We start from the raw sequence: 18,023 nt of genomic DNA on the forward strand, positions 1-18,023 counted from the left end.
AATTTGGGCGCCATAGGTAATTTTCGTTCAGCCGAAGAAAAAGAGCGCTTTATCCAAGCGACGTTTTCGACCATTGCCACACGGTATGATCGCATGAACCAGGTGATGACCTTTAATCTCGACCGGCGTTGGCGACGGAAAACGGTGCAACTGTCCGGTGTCCCCGTTGGTGGCGAGGCGCTCGATGTTTGCTGCGGAACGGGGGAACTGTCACAGGCGCTGGCCAAGCATGTCGGTGGCAAGGGGCGTGTGATCGGACTGGACTTCAATGCTCAGATGCTGGCGATGGCCCGGGAAAAGCAAGAAAAAGGCCGGCTTGCCCGTCAGATTCAGTTTATTCAAGGCAACGCGATGGCGTTACCCTTTGAGGATAACTGCTTTGACACGGCGACGATTGGCTTTGCTCTGCGCAATGTGCCTGATTATCGCCAGGCGCTGCGCGAAATGCTGCGCGTTGTTCGACCCGGCGGTACGATTGTTTCGCTGGAAACGGCGAAGCCGGAAGTTCCGGTGCTCAAAGAACTGCATGGCTTCTACGTCAACGGTGTTGTGCCGATGATTGATAAACTTTCCGTGGGACAGCAGGGACCTTATGCTTGGTTGGCCCGTTCGGCCCAAGCCTTTTTGCCCCAAAAAGATCTGGCACGCGTCTTTACTGAGCTGGGTTGCCAACAAGTGTCCTATCACAACTTGCTTGGCGGCGTTGTGGCCGTTCATGTCGGCGTTAAGGCGTAAGTCGGTATCGACGGGGATCGTTCATGGCAGAAGATAAATTGTCATCGGTGATTATAGCGAAGTGAAAAGCCGGAGAAGCGTGCCTGAACAAGGCAAAGGCTGCTCCGGGTTTTCATATTGGCTTAAAGCGGATGATCGAGAAAAATAAGCAGCGTCACAAAGACGCATCGATGGGGTGATCACGGTGGCCAAAGCCGCTGCCACTGCTGGCAATATCGGCGAATTTTTGGAAATGATCAAGTTTGAGCATACCATTTTTGCTTTACCCTTTGCCTATATGGGGGCACTCGTCGCCGGTGTGCAATTGCCGTCATGGCCGGTGCTGTTTTGGATCACCGTGGCCATGGTCGGTGCGCGCACAGCAGCCATGACCTTAAATCGCCTGATTGACCGGCATATCGACCGGCAAAATCCGCGCACGGCCATGCGCGCACTGGCTGCAGGCCGCATCAAAGTGATCGATGCCTGGATTTATACACTGATCAGTTTTGCGGTGCTGTTCCTGGCAGCGGCCATGCTTAACCGATTGGCGCTGCTGCTGATGCCGATTGCTGTGTTTGTCTTGACGATTTATTCCTATACCAAGCGTTTTACCTGGGCCTGCCATCTCGTTTTGGGCGTCGCCCTCGGCCTGGCACCGATGGGTGCTTGGGTCGGCGTCAACGGCAGTCTCGACGCACCGGCCTATGTACTGGGATTGGCCGTGGTCACTTGGGTCGCTGGATTCGATGTGATTTACGCTTGCCAAGATGTTGACTTTGACCGGGCCAAAGGCCTCCATTCGATTCCAGCGCGCTTTGGATTGGCGCGCGGCTTGCTGATCGCACGAATGCTCCATGTCTTGGCGCCGATCTTGTTGACCGCAGTGGGCCTGATGTTGGGGCTCGGTCCGATCTATTATGTCGGTGTGGCTGTTGCGGCTGCGCTCTTGGTGTACGAGCATCGCTTAGTGTCGGCGGACGATCTCAGCCGTCTTGATGCGGCCTTTTTTGCTATGAATGGTTATATCAGTGTCGCTTTATTTGGTTTTACGTTCATCGATGTGCTTTGGCGTTAAAAGCACCGCTCCCTGGACAGGATGATACAGTAGGGGGATGGATTTGGGATGAAAGAATTTTGGCAACAAAGCCCTTTGGCCGATATTGTGGAGAAGGTACAAGCCGGTGAACGGCTCTCACGGGAAGATGGCCTGCGCTTATTTCAGTCGCATGATCTTTTGACGATTGGCTATATGGCCGATATGGTTCGGCGCCGCAAAAACGGTGACACGGTGTACTTCATCAATAATCGCCATATCAACCCGACGAATATCTGTGTAAAACGCTGTGCCCTTTGCGCTTTTGGTGTTGATGCTGATGATCCGCGGGCCTATAACCTGTCGCTTGATGAGGTGGAAGCCAAGGTCCGAGAATCGATGGACAGCAACCCCAGCGAGATCCATATCGTCGGTGGACTCCATCGGGATGTGCCTTTCTCCTATCAAATCGAAATGCTGGAACGAGTGCGCCGCGTGATGCCCGATACGCACATTCAAGCTTTTACTGCCGTGGAGATCGATTATTTCGCCGAACAATCCGGCTTGACGGTGCGCGAAGTGCTGGAAAAGCTGATCGCAGCCGGCTTAGGCTCCTTGCCGGGCGGCGGTGCGGAAATCTTCAGTGAACGCGTTCGCGCCAAGATTGCTAAGGATAAGATCCCCGGCAGCCGCTGGTTGGAAATCCATGGTGAGGCTCATCGCTTAGGGTTAAAAACCAATGCGACCATGCTCTACGGTCACATGGAGACGCTGGAAGAACGAGTGGATCACATGATCCGGCTGCGTGAACAACAAGATAAAACCGGCGGCTTTCAAACCTTTATCCCCCTGGCTTTTCATCCGAAAAACACGGCGCTGGAAGGGGAAGGCGTGCGGACAACGGGCTTTGAAGATCTCAAATGCTTAGCCGTGGGCCGTTTGATGCTCGATAACTTCGATCACATCAAGGCCTTCTGGATCATGATCGGGCCGAAACTGGCGCAAGTATCGCTGGCTTTTGGCGTCGATGATATTGACGGCACCGTTGTCGAAGAAAAGATCTTTAATGCGGCCGGTTCGGAAAACGGTCAGGCGATGACGCGTAAAGAATTAACAGCTATGATCCGGGCTGCAGGTCGTGTTCCCGTGGAACGGGACACCCTGTACCGGGTGATTCGTACCTTTGAGGCGTAAGCAAAGCCGTCATGCCCGGAAGCAGGCATGGCGGCTTTTTGTCTTGGCAAAAATAGGGAGGGTAGCCGATGTTACGGTTGGGACGAGTCGACTATGTGAATGTGTTTCCCATCTATCATGCCTTTGAAACCGGTGCCGTACCGCTCGTCGCTGAGACGGTGCGCGGAGTGCCGGCCGTACTGAATCAGAAGTTTATGGCCGGAGAGTTAGATATTACGCCGATCTCAGCCTTTGCCTACGCCAGTCAACCGGAGACGGGCTGGGTGCTGCCTGATGTGTCGATCAGTGCCAACGGACGGGTGGCATCGATTTCACTTTTTAGCCGTAAGCCGATTGAGGAGTTGGACGGTGAAATGATCGCTGTGACCACGTCATCGGCGACGTCGGTGGCGCTATTACAGATCCTGCTCCAAAAACACTACGGCCTGCGTTGCTCATTGCTCCCCATGGCACCGAACTTAACCGCCATGCTGCAAGCGGCGCCGGCGGCGCTGTTGATTGGTGATGATGCGCTCCGTGAAGGGGAACACTGGGGGTTTGGAGCGATCAAACGGCAAGCCCGTCAGCAAGGGGTTCCCGGTGATGGACAAGCTACCCAAGTCGGAGACGAGGAGCAACCGTTATGGATCGTCGACTTAGGTGAAGTCTGGAAAGCGATGACGGGACTGCCGATGGTCTTTGCGCTTTGGGCGATTCGCCGCGACTTTAGCCATCGAGAAACGACGGCCATTGATCAGGTAGCCGAGGCCTTTCGCCAAGCGCGCTTGTGGAGCACGGCCCATCAAAAGGAAGTCATTGCGGCAGCCAAAAACCAGTATGATTTTTCGCTACCGGTGTTGGAAGACTATTTTACAACGATTCGCTATGACTTGGATGGTGTTTATCGTCAAGCGGCAGAGCGGTTTTTTCAACTGTCTGCCGAGATTGGCCTGCTGCCGGCGCCGGTACCTCTAAAAGTCTGGGGTGAGGGAAGAGCATGATCAGCATCAATGAGCCGATGAAGCGGCGAGCCAATGAGGCCTTGGCGAAAGCCTGGGCCGGGGAGCGATTGACGCTCGATGACGGGGAAGCGCTGTTGGCCAGCGATGATTTGCTGGCCTTAGGTGCGGCGGCGCGCGAGGTGGCCCGGCGGCACCATCCGGATGAACGCATTACTTTTGTGATTGATCGTAATATTAACTACACGAACGTCTGCACAACGGGATGTCTTTTTTGTGCCTTTTACCGGCGTCCCGGCGATGCACAAGGGTATGTGTTGCCGGAAGATGTGATCATGCAAAAGATCAAAGAAACTGTGGCCGTTGGCGGCACACAGATCTTGATGCAAGGCGGCATTCATCCGGAACTTGATCTTACCTACTTTGAGCAGCTTCTGCGTGCGATCAAAGCGCGCTTTACGATTCATATTCACTCCTTTTCGCCGCCGGAGATTGCTGAATTAGCGGACCGGGAAGGGTTGCCGGTAGAGGAAGTGTTGGCCCGTTTGCATGCAGCGGGACTGGATTCGCTGCCCGGTGGCGGTGCAGAAATTTTGGTCGATCGTGTACGCCAAGCGATCAGTCCGCAAAAAATCAGTTGGCGCCGTTGGATGGATGTGATGCAAGCGGCGCACCGCCTGGGACTGAAGACGACGGCCACGATGATGTTTGGTTCGATGGAAACGCTGCGGGAGCGCGTGTTGCACATGGTACGGGTCCGTGAGGCCCAAGAAGAAACGAAGGGTTTTACCGCGTTTATTCCTTGGAGTTTTCAGCCTAAGAACACTTCCTTGGAAGGAAATGCGTCGAGCGGTGTGGAATATCTAAAAACGCTCGCTGTATCTCGACTGATGTTGGATAATGTGCCGAACATTCAGGCTTCATGGGTAACCCAGGGAGCGAAGATGGCGCAAGTCGCTTTGGCTTTTGGTGCTAATGATTTTGGCGGAACCATGCTTGAGGAAAATGTTGTCCGTGCCGCCGGTGTGACCAATCGGGTACCTATGGAGGAAATTCTGCGGGCAATTCGTGATGCCGGCAAGGTACCGACGCAACGCGATACGCTCTACCGTATTCTCCGGGAGTTCTGAGGAGGCTTGTCGGGCTCATGACCAATTCAAAAATCTTGCCAGGTACTGCGACGAATCCCGATGATCATGCCATGCCGTTGATGGATCACTTAGAGGAACTCCGGAGCGTGTTGATCTTTTCCCTGGTGGCGTTGTTGCTCGGTGCGATCAGTGCCTATAACTTTCATCAGGAATTGATCGCATTGTTGATTCGTCCTTTGACGGAACTGGAGATTAAACCCGTCATTGTCCGGGCGACAGAAGGTTTTTTTGCTGCCTTAAAAGTGTCTGCTTTTGCCGGTCTGGTGATTGCATCGCCGGCGATCCTCTGGAAAATCTGGTCCTTTATCGTTCCTGCCCTTTATTCCCATGAACGGCGCTATGTCTACATTTTTTTCCCCTTTTCCGTGCTGCTATTTTTGTCAGGTGTGGCTTTTTCGTATATGACCGTGTATCCGCTCGGTGTCAAGTTCTTGATCACCTTTGGTGATTTTACGCCGATGATTTCGATCAGTGAATTTCTGGGTTTTGCCTTAACCTTTATATTACCCTTTGGTATCATTTTTCAACTGCCGGTGATCTTAATTTTTCTGGCGCGGATGGGCTTGATCACCCACCAATTGCTGGCAAAGTATCGCCAGTATGCGTTGTTGGCGATGTTTGTCATCGCTGCGGTGATTACGCCGACACCGGATATTGTGACCCAAACCTTGATGGCCTTGCCGATGTATTTGTTGTATGAGATCAGTATCTGGATGATCCGTTTGATTCGGCCGAAAAAAAAGACGTTGCCGGAAGATCGTGCATAGTGTAGAAACGGGCGCAAAAAACAGCCGGACTGTCTCATTTACTTTGGGTTTTTCTTCGCAAGCACGGTGGTTGTGCCGACGCCGAGAGGGTTTTTATGCCGACTCATGGTAAAGGAGGGGATTAGAATGCGCCTTTTTTTTGCTATCACATTGCCGGAAACGGTAACCAAAGCATTGACCGATCTGCAGTGGCGGGTACGGTTTCAACTGAAGCGAGGCAACTATACGCAGCCCGATAACTTCCATATTACTGTTGCCTTTTTGGGCGAGCAACCGGACGATGTGCCGGACTTGCTTATTCCCCCCCTAAATGCCCTGGCCAAATACACATCCCCTTTTTCGTTGACCCTTGACGGAATGGGGCGTTTTGGTTATGGCAATCCTTTTCGTGCCCTCTGGATGGGGGTTCAAGGTGAACGGACGCGGCTCAATTATCTTCAGGAAACCGTAAGTATGATCTGTGAAGTTTTAGGCTATCCCACGGAAGAGCGTCATTATCGGCCCCACGTGACATTAGTGCGCCATGCGGTTTTTCCGCCTAATACGGAAGAAGTGATGACCTGGACCATTCCCCGGAATAAAGCAACCTTTAAAGTAAATCACTTTGTATTGATGGAAAGTGTGACGCAGCATGGTCGCGTGGTTTATCGCCCTGTCCATACGTTTCACTTCGGGTTACCCGAATCGGCACGTATTCTCATGCCCGGCCCAACCATCAACGCCGGGACCGATGAGCGAGATGTATGAGTTTAACACTTGAGGTAGGAATTACACTGGGTATAAGCCTTTCTTTACAGGGCACGGCTCATTATGCGATAATAGCAACAAAGTTTTCGGGGGCACGTCCCAAAGACGTGCCTCTTTAATGATCATCTTTACTTTACCGTAAGCAGGTGACGGCATGTCTTTTCAGCTTTTCCGGGAAATTCAGGCAGACTTAGCGCGTGTGGAAAAAGAATTAAGCAACTACATGGATACGGACCACCCGACGTTAACGGCTGCTTCCGGACACCTTTTGTATGCCGGAGGAAAACGGTTACGACCGGCTTTTGTCCTGCTGGCGGGGCGCTTCCACAACTATTCCTTTGAGCGGTTGTTACCGCTGGCGGTAACCATGGAAATGATCCACATGGCCACCTTGGTTCATGATGATGTGATCGACGAATCAGAAACACGCCGGGGGACGCCCACGGTGCGTGCTCGCTGGGGGAACCGGGTTTCCATGCACGCCGGTGATCACCTTTTTGCCCGGTCGCTGCTGTTGATCGCGGAGATGAATAATCCAATCATCGCCCGCGTCTTGGCCGAAACTAGCGTGGAGATGTGTGAAGGCGAGATTCAGCAAATGGCGACGGCCTTTGATGTGGAACAAAATTTTCGTGACTATCTGTACCGGATCAAGCGCAAAACGGCGCTTTTGCTTTCGGCATCCTGTCAACTCGGTGCCGTCGCTGTTGATGCTCCACCCTATATGATTCGGGCGCTCAAGTGGTATGGGTATCATTTGGGGATGGCTTTTCAGGTGACCGATGATATCCTCGATCTGGAGGCTGACGAAGCCAAACTGGGCAAACCGATTGGTTCCGATTTACGGCAAGGAATCATGACCCTGCCGGTGCTGGAAGCGATTGCGCAAGTACAAGATCCCAAATTAAAAACGTTGCTGGCCAAACAAGAAAAATCCGAGCGGGAAGTACAAGAGGCGATCCGCATCATCAAACAAACCGATGCGATTGCGCGGAGCCATCGGGTAGCCCAACTGTATCTAGCCAAAGCCAAGGCAGAACTGTCTCGATTGCCCAACATACCGGCCCGTGACTCGATGGCGATGATTGCTGATTTTATTGGCCGTCGTTCCTATTGATCAACCCATAATGTGAGATAAGTCCTGTTTTCCGTTGTAAGGGCCGTGCTAAAATGGCGAAGGAGTGAATGACTTGTCGAACCAAACATGGACCGATCGTGCTTGGAATTTTTTCAGCTCTATGAAACTTGGCTTGATTCTCTTGCTGGTGATTGCCGTAGCGGCTATCGCCGGCACCGTGATTCCACAGAATCAACCGCCTCAGGCTTACGGTTCTTCTTATGAGTTATATGATGCCCTTGGCTTAACTGACATGTATCATACCTGGTGGTTTTTAGTGCTCTTGGCGCTTTTGTCTATGAACCTGCTGGTTTGTTCCGTTCACCGCTTTGGTGCCTTACAGCGTCAATTCAGTGCTTTGCCGGCCGCTAAAAAAGCGGAAGACTTGCGCAGTCTGGCTACGAAAGCGACCAGTGTTCAACCGGGATCGGTCGATGCGGTAGCAGCGACGATCGCTACGCGCTGGCAGCAGGCAGGCTATCGTGTTCAACGCCAAAGTGATGGTGAGACGCAACTGATTGCCGCCGACAAAGGCCGTTGGGGTATCTGGGGTTCCTTAATTACGCACCTGGGGATGCTCGTGTTGCTGGCCGGTGCCGTTGTCAGTACATACATGTCAACGGAAGATCAAGCGCCCTTGGAAGTGGGCCAACAAGTGGCACTGTCGGAACTGGGAGGACTTTTAGGTGCGCCGTCCAATGTGGCGATCCAAGTCAAAGATTTTAAAACGATCTACCGCGAAGACGGAACGATCCAGGATTGGCTCAGTACCTTGACGGTGCTGAAAGACGGTCAGGAACAACTTACCCAGACGATTGAAGTGAACCAGCCCCTCTACTATGAAGGTTATAAATTCTATCAGGCTTTTTACGGTGCCAACATGGTGACTCATGTTACCGGCCCGAACGGAGAAAGCCGGGATGTGCGTTTGGAAGAAGGCGAAGCCGTTCAGGTACCTGGCACGAAGCTGGCCGTTATGCTCTATCGTTATGTGCCTGATTTTGATCCGGCCATCGCGCCCCAAACGAAATCGAATGAGCCGAATAACCCACGCGTCATCTATGTGGTCTATGAAGGCATGAAGCAGATTGACGTCGGTGCCGCACAGATCGGTGTACCGGAGACTTTGCCCGGTGGAGCCACCCTGGGCATCGTGAGCCATCGTCCCTATACTGGTTTGTTGATCCGACAAGATCCTGGTGTCAATATCGTCTGGCTCGGTTGCGCGATCCTGCTGGTGGGGATGGGACTTTCCTTTTACTTGCCCTACCGACGGATTTGGGCAGCGATAGAACCAAAGGGTGCTCAAGCGACCATCGCTTGGGCCGGGATTTCGCCCAAAAACAAAGTCGCTTTTGTAGATGAATTTCATCGCTTGACGGAAACAAAACCGGACGTAGCAAAGGAGAACGACGATGGGCTGGAGTGAAAATCTGCTTTTTTATTTGACATTTGCTCTTTATGGTATTGCGTCATTGCTTTATGTATCTTACTTGGCTTTGCGTAAGCCCTATCTGGCGCAAAGCGGGTACTGGATCACGGTGGCTGCAGTTACAACGAATACAGCCGCCCTGGTATTGCGCTACTTGATCGCCGGCTACTTGCCCTTGACGAACGGCTATGAGTTCTTGCTGGCCTTTTCCTGGGGGATTGCGGCCACTTATCTAATTGCCGAGCGCTATTACCGCATTCCTTTGGCCGGTGCTTTTGTCGTCCCTGTGGCTTGGCTGATTTTAGCGTACGTGGCGATGCTGATGGACCCGGTATCGCGGGCCAGTCGTCCGCTCATGCCGGCATTGCAATCGAATTGGCTGACCTATCACGTGATCACGGCCATGGTGGCCTATGGTGCCTTTGCTTTTTCCTTTGGTGTCGGTGTTATGTACTTATGGAAAAAAAGCGCCATCAAATCAGGGCGCACAACCGGTATCGGCGCACACTTGCCGTCGCCGGAACGTCTTGATGAGATCGGCTATCGCTTGATTGCAGCAGTCGGTTTTCCCCTGTTGACCCTTTGTATCATCACCGGCGCGATCTGGGCGGAATTTGCTTGGGGTCGCTACTGGGCTTGGGATCCCAAAGAGACGTGGTCAGCGATTACTTGGTTAATTTATGCCGCCTATCTGCATGCGCGCCATACCTTTGGGTGGCGTGGTAACCGTGCTGCATGGATGGCCATTATCGGTTTTATGGCGGTGTTGTTTACTTTCTTTGGCGTCAACTATTTTCTCACTGGTTTGCACGCCTATGCGAAAAGCTGAGGAGGCGAAACCGTTTTGTATCCGTTGATGCTGAAATTAGAAGGTCAACCTTGCCTGGTCGTCGGCGGTGGTACGATTGCGGAGCGAAAAATTGCTTCGTTGCTGGAGCATGGTGGACGTGTCCTGGTGATCACACCGGAAGCTTCCGATAAGATTCACCGGTGGGCTGAGAACGGTGAGGTTCGCTTGCTGCAGCGAACCTACCGGGAAGGTGACGCGGTTGGCCATTTTCTGGTTGTCGCCGCGACGAATGTCCCCGATGTTAACGCTTCGGTGGCTCGTGACTGTCAACAGCGCAATATTCTCATCAATGCCGTCGACAACCAAGAGTTAAGCAACTTTTTTGTACCGGCCAGTGTGCGTCGAGGTGATCTGACGATCGCCATCTCCACAGGCGGTGCCAGCCCGGCCGTAGCCAAGCGCATTCGCCGGGAGATCGAAGGTGTCTTCGGCGAAGAATATGCGGATTTTCTTAAAATCATGGCCGAACTGCGTGAGCAAGTATTGCGTGATGTTCCCGATCCCGCACGGCGTAAAGCGATATTTGATCGGCTGGCTGATGCAGGTTTACTGGCACTGCTCAAAGCAGGTGACCACCAAACGGTAAAGGAGCGAATTGCTCAGTGTTTATCTTTGTCGTCGGATTAAATCACAAATCAGCGCCCGTCGAAATTCGCGAGCAGCTTACCTTTTCGGAATCGACGATCGGCAAAGCCTTGGATCTGCTGTACAGTGAACCAGGGATTACCGGTTGTGCGATCTTATCGACATGCAACCGTACCGAGATCTACGGCTCGACGACGGATATCGAAAAAGGCTTGGCTGCTGTGCGGCGCTTTGTAACGAAAATGGGGCCGCTGGCGATCGAGAACTTCGCCAACTATTTTTATACCCATACCCTTTATGATGCGATTCGCCATCTCTTTCGTGTAGCTTCCGGACTGGATTCAATGGTGCTCGGTGAAACACAGATCCTCGGGCAGGTGCGCCGGGCTTACCAACTGGCCACTGAGCATGGCGTATCGAACAGTGTTGTTAACACTTGGTTTCAACAAGCCATCACGGTGGGTAAGCGGGTGCGTACCGAAACCGGTATTGATCAGCATGCCGTGTCCACCTCCTATACAGCGGTTGAACTGGCCCGGCAAGTGTTTAACGATCTCAACGGCAAAACAGCCTTGATTCTTGGGGCCGGTAAAATGAGCGAATTGACGTTGACCCACCTGATTGCCAATGGCGTTTCGACAGTCCTGGTGGCCAATCGCTCTTTCCAGAGAGCGGAAGAACTGGCCGGACGTTGCGGCGGGGAAGCCATCCACTTTGATAAGCTTGAAGAACGCATGCATGAGGCTGACATCGTGATTTCCTGTACGGCGGCTACGCACTATGTGATCCGCCGGGATATGGTGGAGCGGGTAATGGCCACGCGGAAGGAACGGCCGATTTTCTTTATTGATATCGCTGTTCCTCGCGACATAGAGCCCTCGGTAGGTACCGTTGGCGGTGTTCATCTTTTTGACATTGATGATTTGCAAAATGTTATCGATCAGAATTTAGCTGAGCGCAGCAAAGCAGCGGCGCTAGCAGAAGTGATCATCGATCAAGAGATTAACGATTTTCTTAAATGGCTCAACTCCCTTTTTGTCGTGCCGACCATCGTGGCTTTGAAAGCCAAAGGTGAAGAAGTCCGCAAAAAAGAGCTGGAGCGCGTTCTCGGACGCATGAAGGACCTTCCTGAAAAAGACCAAAAAACGATCAGCGCCTTGGCCTCATCGATTGTCAACCAATTGCTGCACGATCCGATTACCCAAATCCGGCATTACGCCGCTTCTCCCGATGGACATTTGTACTCGGAGATTTTGCAAAACCTCTTTGGTTTAGCCATTTCCGGACAACGTGCCAAAGGCAAAAGCGAGTAATTTATAAAACAAGGAGCCACTTGTCATGACTGAAATCAATCGCCCCATCGTCATCGGCACCCGCGACAGCGCCCTGGCCCTCTGGCAAACCCATTGGGTTTTGGAACAACTGCAAGCTCGTTTTCCGGAGCAGCGCTTTGAAATCAAAGCGATCAAAACCAAAGGGGACAAGATCCTCGACGTCGCCCTCGCTAAAATCGGTGATAAAGGCCTTTTCACCAAAGAGCTGGAAGTGGCGATGCTGGAAGGCGAAGTGGACATGGCTGTGCATTCGCTGAAAGATCTCCCCACGCAACTGCCTGAAGGTCTGACCGTCGGTGCCATGTGCATCCGTGAAGACTACCGGGATGTACTCATCGGTCGTACGGCCCGCACCTTGGCGGAACTGAAGCCAGGCGCACGAGTCGGCACGGCCAGCTTGCGCCGCAAATCGCAGATCTGGAAAGTTCGCCCCGATCTCGAACTGCTCGATATCCGCGGCAACCTGCAGACGCGGATGCGCAAGATGGAAGAACAAGATTTAGACGGTATCATTCTCGCGGCGGCTGGCGTCCTGCGGCTCGGTTGGGCTGACAAGATCACCCAGTACATCGATGAGGATGTTTGTTTACCGGCCGTCGGCCAGGGTTCAGTGGGCATCGAAATCCGTGACGGAGACGAAGCCATTGCCCGCGTCGTCGGCGCCCTCAACCACAAGGATACTGCCGATTGCATTACGGCAGAACGCGCGTTGATGCGCACCTTGGAAGGGGGATGCCAAGTACCCATCGGTGCCCTGGGCAAACTCGGCGAAGACGACAGCTTAACCCTGCATGGTGTGGTTGCTTCGCTGGACGGTCGCGAGATTTGCCGCGATCAAGTTACCGGTCACAGAAGCGAGGCGGCCGATCTCGGTCATCGCCTGGCCGATATCCTCATCGCCAAGGGAGCCGCAGAAATTCTAAAAGCTGTAAGACAGGAGTCGTGCAACTGATGAATCAAAAGGTAGGGAAAGTTTATCTCGTAGGTGCGGGACCAGGGGATCCCGGCTTGATCACCGTCAAAGGCTTGCAATGTATTCAAAAAGCCGACGTTCTCGTTTATGATCGCCTCGCCGGTCACCGCCTGCTCACATATGCCCGCCCTGACGCGGAGTTGATCTTCGTCGGCAAAGGCCCGAACCTCCACGTATACAAACAAGAAGAAATCAACGAAGTGATCAAACAAAAGGGCCTGGAAGGTAAAATCGTTACCCGCTTAAAAGGCGGCGATCCCTTTGTTTTCGGTCGCGGCGGCGAAGAAGCAGAAGTGCTTCTGGAAGCCGGCGTACCTTTTGAAATCGTTCCCGGCATCACCTCGGCCATCTCAGTGCCTGCTTACGCCGGTATCCCTGTAACTCACCGCGATTTTACGGCTAACTTTGCTGTCATTACCGGCAACGAAGATCCCAACAAAGAAGAGTCCAACATTGACTGGGAAAAAATCAGCACCGGTATCGGTACGCTGGTCTTCCTGATGGGCATGGGCAACCTGCCGCACATCACGACCAAGCTGATCGAAAATGGCCGCGACCCGCAAACACCGGTGGCTTTGATCCGCTGGGGTACCCGTCCGGAACAGCGCACCATGACCGGTGTCATCGCCGACATCGCCGAAAAAGCCAAAGAAGCCAACTTCCAAAACCCGGCGATCATCATTGTCGGCGAAGTGGTCAAGCTGCGTGAAAAACTGGCATGGCTGGAGAAAAAGCCGCTCTTCGGCAAACGCATCGTCGTCACCCGTTCGCGCCAGCAAGCATCGGCTTTTGCCGGCCGACTGGAAGAACTTGGTGCGGAGCCGTGGGAATTCCCGACGATCGACATTCAAGAGCCGGCCGATCTCAAACCGCTCGATAATGCTATCGCGCACATCCAGGATTATTCTTGGATTGTCTTTACCTCGCCCAACGGCGTGGAACACTTCTTTAGCCACTATTTCTCGGCCGGTCATGACATCCGCGATCTGCAAGGCATCCAGCTTTGCGCCATCGGGCCGCAAACCAAAAAAGAAGTGCAAAAATACGGCCTGAAAGTCGACTATGTGCCGGAAGAGTTCCGTCAAGAAGCGATCATCGAAGGCTTGAAAAACTACGACTGGCAAGGCAAAAAAGTCCTGCTGCCCCGTGCGGACATTGCTCGTAAAGAACTGCCCGAAGCATTGGTACGCTTTGGTGCCATCGTTGATGACGTGGTGACCTACCGTACCGTTCGCGGCAGCGGCGATGCCGGCATCTTGAAGCAGATGATGAATGATAAAATGATCAGCGCCGTCACCTTTACTTCGTCATCGACAGCGCGTAACTTTGTGGAAATGCTTGGCGTGGAAGACGCTGCGGAACTGCAACGCCTCCTCGAAGGTGTTACCCTCGCTTCCATCGGTCCGGTCACTTCCGAAACGATGCGCGCCTTGGGCCTGCGTGTTGATGTGGAAGCCACCGAATACACCATCCCCGGCTTGACCAAAGCGCTGCTTGGCTTCTGGGGTATTCAGTAACACCTGCCTTTGCCGCGCCCGACGGGCGCGGCTGGATCCGGCAAGTAACGGGCGCTTGTCCCGATAAGCATAAGCCGTCCGAGGCAATTTTGTCTACGCGCCACGTCGTACCCGGCGGAGCTGTTTTATCAGCCTATATCTCTCGCGATGTGGCCCAAAAAGAAAGGAAGTAATCTGATGATCGGTGTAACCAAACTGCTGACAGACTCCAACCATTTTGGCGATACCCTGCGCTACGCTCACGGTTCCCAAGGCCAAAAGAACGGCGCTGTTGCCGGTCACGGCCCTGTGGTCGCTTGGAACGTATCGCGGACTTGTAACCTGCACTGCATCCACTGCTATTCCGACTCCGATGAAATCGAGTATCCCGGCGAACTGACGACGGCAGAAGCGAAAAAGTTCATCGACGATCTGGCCGATTTTAACGTGCCCGTGCTGCTTCTTTCCGGTGGTGAGCCGCTGATGCGCCCTGACATCTTTGAGCTCGTGGAATACGCACGCAGCAAAGGTATCCGCACCACTTTCTCCACCAACGGTACGCTGATCACCCCCGAAGTGGCTGCCAAAATCAAAAGCCTGGAAGTTGGTTATGTCGGCATCTCCCTCGACGGCATCGGCGAAAACAACGACCGTTTCCGCGGTAAAGAAGGCGCCTTTGAAGATGCCCTCGCTGGTATCCGCAACTGTCTGGCTATCGGCCAACGGGTAGGCCTGCGCTTTACGATCAACCGTCACAACCTCAACGACATGGAAAACATCTTCCGCGTCATTGAAGAAGAAAAAATCCCCCGCGTTTGCTTTTACCACCTCGTTTACTCCGGCCGCGGCGGCGCCATGATGGCCGAAGATATCACCCATGAAGAGTCTCGCAAAGCGATGGACCTGATCATGGAAAAAGTTCTCGAATTCGAAGCCAAAGGGATCGACTGTGAAATCCTCACCGTCGACAACCACTGCGATATCGTTTACCTCTACCTGAAAATGAAAGACCGCTTCCCAGAAAAAGCCGAATACATCTGGAAGCTGATGCAAATCAACGGCGGCAACCGGACCGGTATCGCTTTCTCCAACGTGGACTCCCAAGGGAACGTTCACCCCGACCAGTTCACCCAAAACCACACCTTCGGCAACGTCAAAGAGCGTCCTTTCGGCGAAATCTGGACGGACACCTCGAAAAACGAAATCCTGGCCGGTCTCAAAGATCGCAAACCGCTGCTCAAAGGCCGCTGCGCCAAGTGCCAATGGCTCAACGTCTGCAACGGCAACTTCCGCGCTCGCGCTGAAGCGGTAACGGGCGACTTCTGGGAATCCGATCCCGCTTGCTACCTGACCGACGAAGAAATCGGCATTAAGTAAGAGCTGAACGCTGACGGTGATACCGTTGATGTTCAATATACTGGGGCTTCCGGTGATGTCCTACAAATTGTTGATGCCAGAAATACCGGCAGGACTAGTGTACAGACAATCCCGGTAATCCCGATAAAATAGTATTGATCCGAACATAGAAGCCGGGGGAGACGAACAAGCCTCTCCCGGCAACCGACCTACTTGCTTGGTGACAGGGAAGAGGAGGACTCAACTGTGAAATACATCGTACCTGGCTTCCCCATTCAGCGGATGCGCCGCTTACGGGAAAACCCCACGGTTCGGGAAATGGTTCGCGAAAATCATCTGCGTCCCGAAGACTTAATCTATCCGCTTTTCGTCGTTCCCGGCGAAAACGTCAACAATCCGGTCTCCTCGATGCCGGGCGTTTCCCAACTGTCCATCGACCTGCTCGTCAAAGAAGCCGTCGATGCCGTCAAAGCGGGCGTCAAGGCCGTGGAGATCTTCGGCATTCCCCCAGAAAAAGACGGATTCGGTTCCGGTGCGTACGATCCCAACGGCATCGTGCAAGAAGCCGTTCGTGCCGTCCGTAAAGCCTGTCCCGATCTGTACATCATCACTGACGTTTGCCTTTGCCAATTCACTGATCACGGTCACTGCGGCATCGTCGAAGGCCATCGCGTGCTCAATGATCCGACACTAGCATACCTGGGACGGGCTGCCGTTTCCCATGCACAGGCCGGTGCCGATATGGTCGCGCCTTCTGACATGATGGACGGTCGGGTCAGTGCGATCCGCGCCGCTTTAGATGAAGCCGGTTTCAATCATATCCCGATTATGTCCTACTCGGCTAAATATGCTTCGGCCTTTTACGGTCCTTTCCGTGAAGCAGCTGAATCGACGCCGCAATGGGGTGACCGCCGGTCCTATCAAATGGATCCGGGCAACTCCAATGAAGCGCTCCGTGAAACGGCTCTGGATATCCAGGAAGGCTGCGACATCATCATGGTCAAGCCGGGCCTGTCCTACATGGACATCATCTACCGCCTCAAGCAAGACTTTGGCATGCCTGTCGCCGTCTACAACGTTTCCGGCGAATACGCCATGGTCAAAGCGGCCGCGGCCAACGGCTGGATCGATGAGAAAAAAACCGTCTTGGAAATCCTGCTTAGCTTCAAACGGTCCGGTGCTGATATGATCATCACCTACCATGCCAAAGACGTTGTCCGCTGGCTGGCCGAGTAGAAGTTTGCCGCATACTTCAGTTCTGCACAATTGTTGCGTTGCTGAACATGGCGATCAACGACAGATACAAAACACCGAATATAGAATGGGGAGGAAGCACCTGTGATCATTTCATGGAATACAACCAACCAGTGCAATATGTTCTGCGATCACTGCTACCGTGATGCCGGAGCCAAAGCCAGTGAAGAGCTTTCCACCGAAGAAGGCAAATCGCTGCTCGACGAGATCGCCAAAGCCGGCTTTAAGATCATGATCTTCTCCGGTGGCGAGCCGCTCATGCGCCCCGACATCGTCGAACTGGTGCAACATGCCACCAACCTGGGCCTCCGCTCGGTTTTCGGCACCAACGGCACCTTGATCACGCTGGAAATGGCTCAAAACCTCAAAAAAGCTGGCGCCATGGGCATCGGGATCTCCCTCGACTCGATGGACAAACAAAAACATGACACCTTCCGCCGCTATCCCAACGCCTGGGATGAAGCCGTCGAAGGCATGAAAAACTGCCGCGCTGCCGGCCTAGGCTTCCAGATCCACACGACTGTCATGGATTGGAATCGCCATGAGGTACATGCGCTGACTGACTTTGCCGTGGAAATGGGCGCTGTTGGCCACCACACCTTCTTCCTTGTACCGACGGGCCGCGCTGTTTCGATCGAAGAAGAGTCGCTGAAAGCCGAAGCCTACGAAGAGATCTTGACGGAGATCCTGGAAAAACAAAAAACCGTCGATATCGAACTGAAACCAACTTGCGCACCGCAGTTCATGCGTATCGCCAAGGAGATGGGCATGGATATGCGCTACAACCGTGGCTGCCTCGCCGGCACCCACTACTGCATCATCTCGCCGAAAGGCATTGTCCAGCCTTGCGCGTACCTGAACATTCCCGCCGGCAACGTCCGTGAAACGCCGTTCTCGCAGATCTGGAAAGAAGCACCGATCTTCAAAGAACTGCGCACCTTGGCCTACAAAGGTGGCTGCGGTTCTTGCAAATACAAATACGCTTGCGGCGGTTGCCGGGCTCGCGCTTACTACTACCACAACAACGACTTCATGGCTGAAGAGCCCTGGTGCCTCTATCACGGACGGAAGGGGTAAGT

At 53.4% G+C, this 18,023-nt stretch carries 17 protein-coding genes; all 17 read left to right on the forward strand.

The features are described 5' to 3' along the window. Window positions 1-3 precede the first annotated feature (3 nt). The 17 genes from EDD73_RS09595 (at window position 4) to nirJ2 (ending at window position 18,021) form a co-directional block, all read left to right on the forward strand. Window positions 4-735, forward strand: coding sequence for a demethylmenaquinone methyltransferase (locus EDD73_RS09595; RefSeq protein ID WP_320055183.1), 732 nt, complete (start codon window positions 4-6; stop codon window positions 733-735). A gap of 184 nt (window positions 736-919) precedes the next feature. Beyond that, window positions 920-1,792, forward strand: coding sequence for a UbiA-like polyprenyltransferase (locus tag EDD73_RS09600; RefSeq protein WP_243116875.1), 873 nt, complete (start codon window positions 920-922; stop codon window positions 1,790-1,792). Window positions 1,793-1,840: 48 nt separating this feature from the next. Then, window positions 1,841-2,944 (forward strand): aminofutalosine synthase MqnE, encoded by a 1,104-nt coding sequence (gene mqnE / locus EDD73_RS09605; RefSeq protein ID WP_131919576.1) that lies wholly within the window; start codon window positions 1,841-1,843, stop codon window positions 2,942-2,944. 68 nt (window positions 2,945-3,012) lie between these two features. Further along, complete coding sequence (locus EDD73_RS09610) at window positions 3,013-3,924, forward strand: menaquinone biosynthetic enzyme MqnA/MqnD family protein (RefSeq protein ID WP_131919577.1); 912 nt, start codon at window positions 3,013-3,015, stop codon at window positions 3,922-3,924. A 17-nt stretch (window positions 3,925-3,941) separates the two neighbouring features. Then, on the forward strand, window positions 3,942-5,012 hold the full coding sequence (gene mqnC, locus EDD73_RS09615) for a cyclic dehypoxanthinyl futalosine synthase (protein ID WP_131919616.1): 1,071 nt from the start codon (window positions 3,942-3,944) through the stop codon (window positions 5,010-5,012). Window positions 5,013-5,029: 17 nt separating this feature from the next. Then, complete coding sequence (gene tatC, locus EDD73_RS09620) at window positions 5,030-5,800, forward strand: twin-arginine translocase subunit TatC (protein ID WP_131919578.1); 771 nt, start codon at window positions 5,030-5,032, stop codon at window positions 5,798-5,800. 126 nt (window positions 5,801-5,926) lie between these two features. Next, entirely contained in the window at window positions 5,927-6,547 is a 621-nt protein-coding gene (gene thpR, locus EDD73_RS09625; RefSeq protein WP_165876441.1) for an RNA 2',3'-cyclic phosphodiesterase, read from the forward strand. A 154-nt stretch (window positions 6,548-6,701) separates the two neighbouring features. Then, the gene (locus EDD73_RS09630; RefSeq protein WP_131919580.1) at window positions 6,702-7,664 is read left to right on the forward strand and encodes a polyprenyl synthetase family protein; all 963 of its coding nucleotides are present in this window, start codon (window positions 6,702-6,704) and stop codon (window positions 7,662-7,664) included. A 73-nt stretch (window positions 7,665-7,737) separates the two neighbouring features. Continuing rightward, the gene (gene resB, locus EDD73_RS09635; protein WP_131919581.1) at window positions 7,738-9,093 is read left to right on the forward strand and encodes a cytochrome c biogenesis protein ResB; all 1,356 of its coding nucleotides are present in this window, start codon (window positions 7,738-7,740) and stop codon (window positions 9,091-9,093) included. Further along, entirely contained in the window at window positions 9,080-9,925 is an 846-nt protein-coding gene (gene ccsB / locus EDD73_RS09640) for a c-type cytochrome biogenesis protein CcsB (RefSeq protein WP_131919582.1), read from the forward strand. The genes resB and ccsB overlap by 14 nt, the downstream gene beginning before the upstream one ends. A 15-nt stretch (window positions 9,926-9,940) precedes the next feature. Further along, on the forward strand, window positions 9,941-10,573 hold the full coding sequence (locus EDD73_RS09645; protein ID WP_243116876.1) for a precorrin-2 dehydrogenase/sirohydrochlorin ferrochelatase family protein: 633 nt from the start codon (window positions 9,941-9,943) through the stop codon (window positions 10,571-10,573). Continuing rightward, a complete protein-coding gene (hemA, locus tag EDD73_RS09650; RefSeq protein ID WP_131919583.1) occupies window positions 10,549-11,844 on the forward strand; it encodes a glutamyl-tRNA reductase in 1,296 nt (431 codons plus the stop codon). The genes EDD73_RS09645 and hemA overlap by 25 nt, the downstream gene beginning before the upstream one ends. A 34-nt stretch (window positions 11,845-11,878) precedes the next feature. Beyond that, entirely contained in the window at window positions 11,879-12,817 is a 939-nt protein-coding gene (hemC, locus tag EDD73_RS09655; RefSeq protein ID WP_131919618.1) for a hydroxymethylbilane synthase, read from the forward strand. Beyond that, a complete protein-coding gene (cobA, locus tag EDD73_RS09660; protein WP_131919584.1) occupies window positions 12,817-14,355 on the forward strand; it encodes a uroporphyrinogen-III C-methyltransferase in 1,539 nt (512 codons plus the stop codon). Before hemC ends, cobA begins: the two co-directional genes overlap by 1 nt. A 177-nt stretch (window positions 14,356-14,532) precedes the next feature. After that, window positions 14,533-15,711 (forward strand): putative heme d1 biosynthesis radical SAM protein NirJ1, encoded by a 1,179-nt coding sequence (gene nirJ1 / locus EDD73_RS09665; protein ID WP_131919585.1) that lies wholly within the window; start codon window positions 14,533-14,535, stop codon window positions 15,709-15,711. Between the two features lie 225 nt (window positions 15,712-15,936). Next, window positions 15,937-16,926 carry a porphobilinogen synthase gene (hemB, locus tag EDD73_RS09670; RefSeq protein ID WP_264672923.1) on the forward strand — a complete coding sequence of 330 codons (990 nt, stop codon included), beginning with the start codon at window positions 15,937-15,939 and terminating at the stop codon, window positions 16,924-16,926. Window positions 16,927-17,028: 102 nt separating this feature from the next. Then, the gene (gene nirJ2 / locus EDD73_RS09675; protein WP_131919586.1) at window positions 17,029-18,021 is read left to right on the forward strand and encodes a putative heme d1 biosynthesis radical SAM protein NirJ2; all 993 of its coding nucleotides are present in this window, start codon (window positions 17,029-17,031) and stop codon (window positions 18,019-18,021) included. The last annotated feature ends 2 nt before the right edge of the window (window positions 18,022-18,023 follow it).

Source organism: Heliophilum fasciatum (genome assembly GCF_004341395.1).
Classification (GTDB): Bacteria; Bacillota; Desulfitobacteriia; order Heliobacteriales; family Heliobacteriaceae; genus Heliophilum; species Heliophilum fasciatum.

Excerpts from the sequence above, each read along its gene's own strand:
- mqnE (WP_131919576.1), top strand. The coding sequence starts at position 1,841 with ATGAAAGAATTTTGGCAACAAAGCCCTTTGGCCGATATTGTGGAGAAG.
- cobA (WP_131919584.1), top strand. The coding sequence starts at position 12,817 with ATGAATCAAAAGGTAGGGAAAGTTTATCTCGTAGGTGCGGGACCAGGG.
- nirJ1 (WP_131919585.1), top strand. The coding sequence starts at position 14,533 with ATGATCGGTGTAACCAAACTGCTGACAGACTCCAACCATTTTGGCGAT.
- thpR (WP_165876441.1), top strand. The coding sequence starts at position 5,927 with ATGCGCCTTTTTTTTGCTATCACATTGCCGGAAACGGTAACCAAAGCA.
- ccsB (WP_131919582.1), top strand. The coding sequence starts at position 9,080 with ATGGGCTGGAGTGAAAATCTGCTTTTTTATTTGACATTTGCTCTTTAT.
- mqnC (WP_131919616.1), top strand. The coding sequence starts at position 3,942 with ATGAAGCGGCGAGCCAATGAGGCCTTGGCGAAAGCCTGGGCCGGGGAG.
- EDD73_RS09610 (WP_131919577.1), top strand. The coding sequence starts at position 3,013 with ATGTTACGGTTGGGACGAGTCGACTATGTGAATGTGTTTCCCATCTAT.
- EDD73_RS09630 (WP_131919580.1), top strand. The coding sequence starts at position 6,702 with ATGTCTTTTCAGCTTTTCCGGGAAATTCAGGCAGACTTAGCGCGTGTG.
- tatC (WP_131919578.1), top strand. The coding sequence starts at position 5,030 with ATGACCAATTCAAAAATCTTGCCAGGTACTGCGACGAATCCCGATGAT.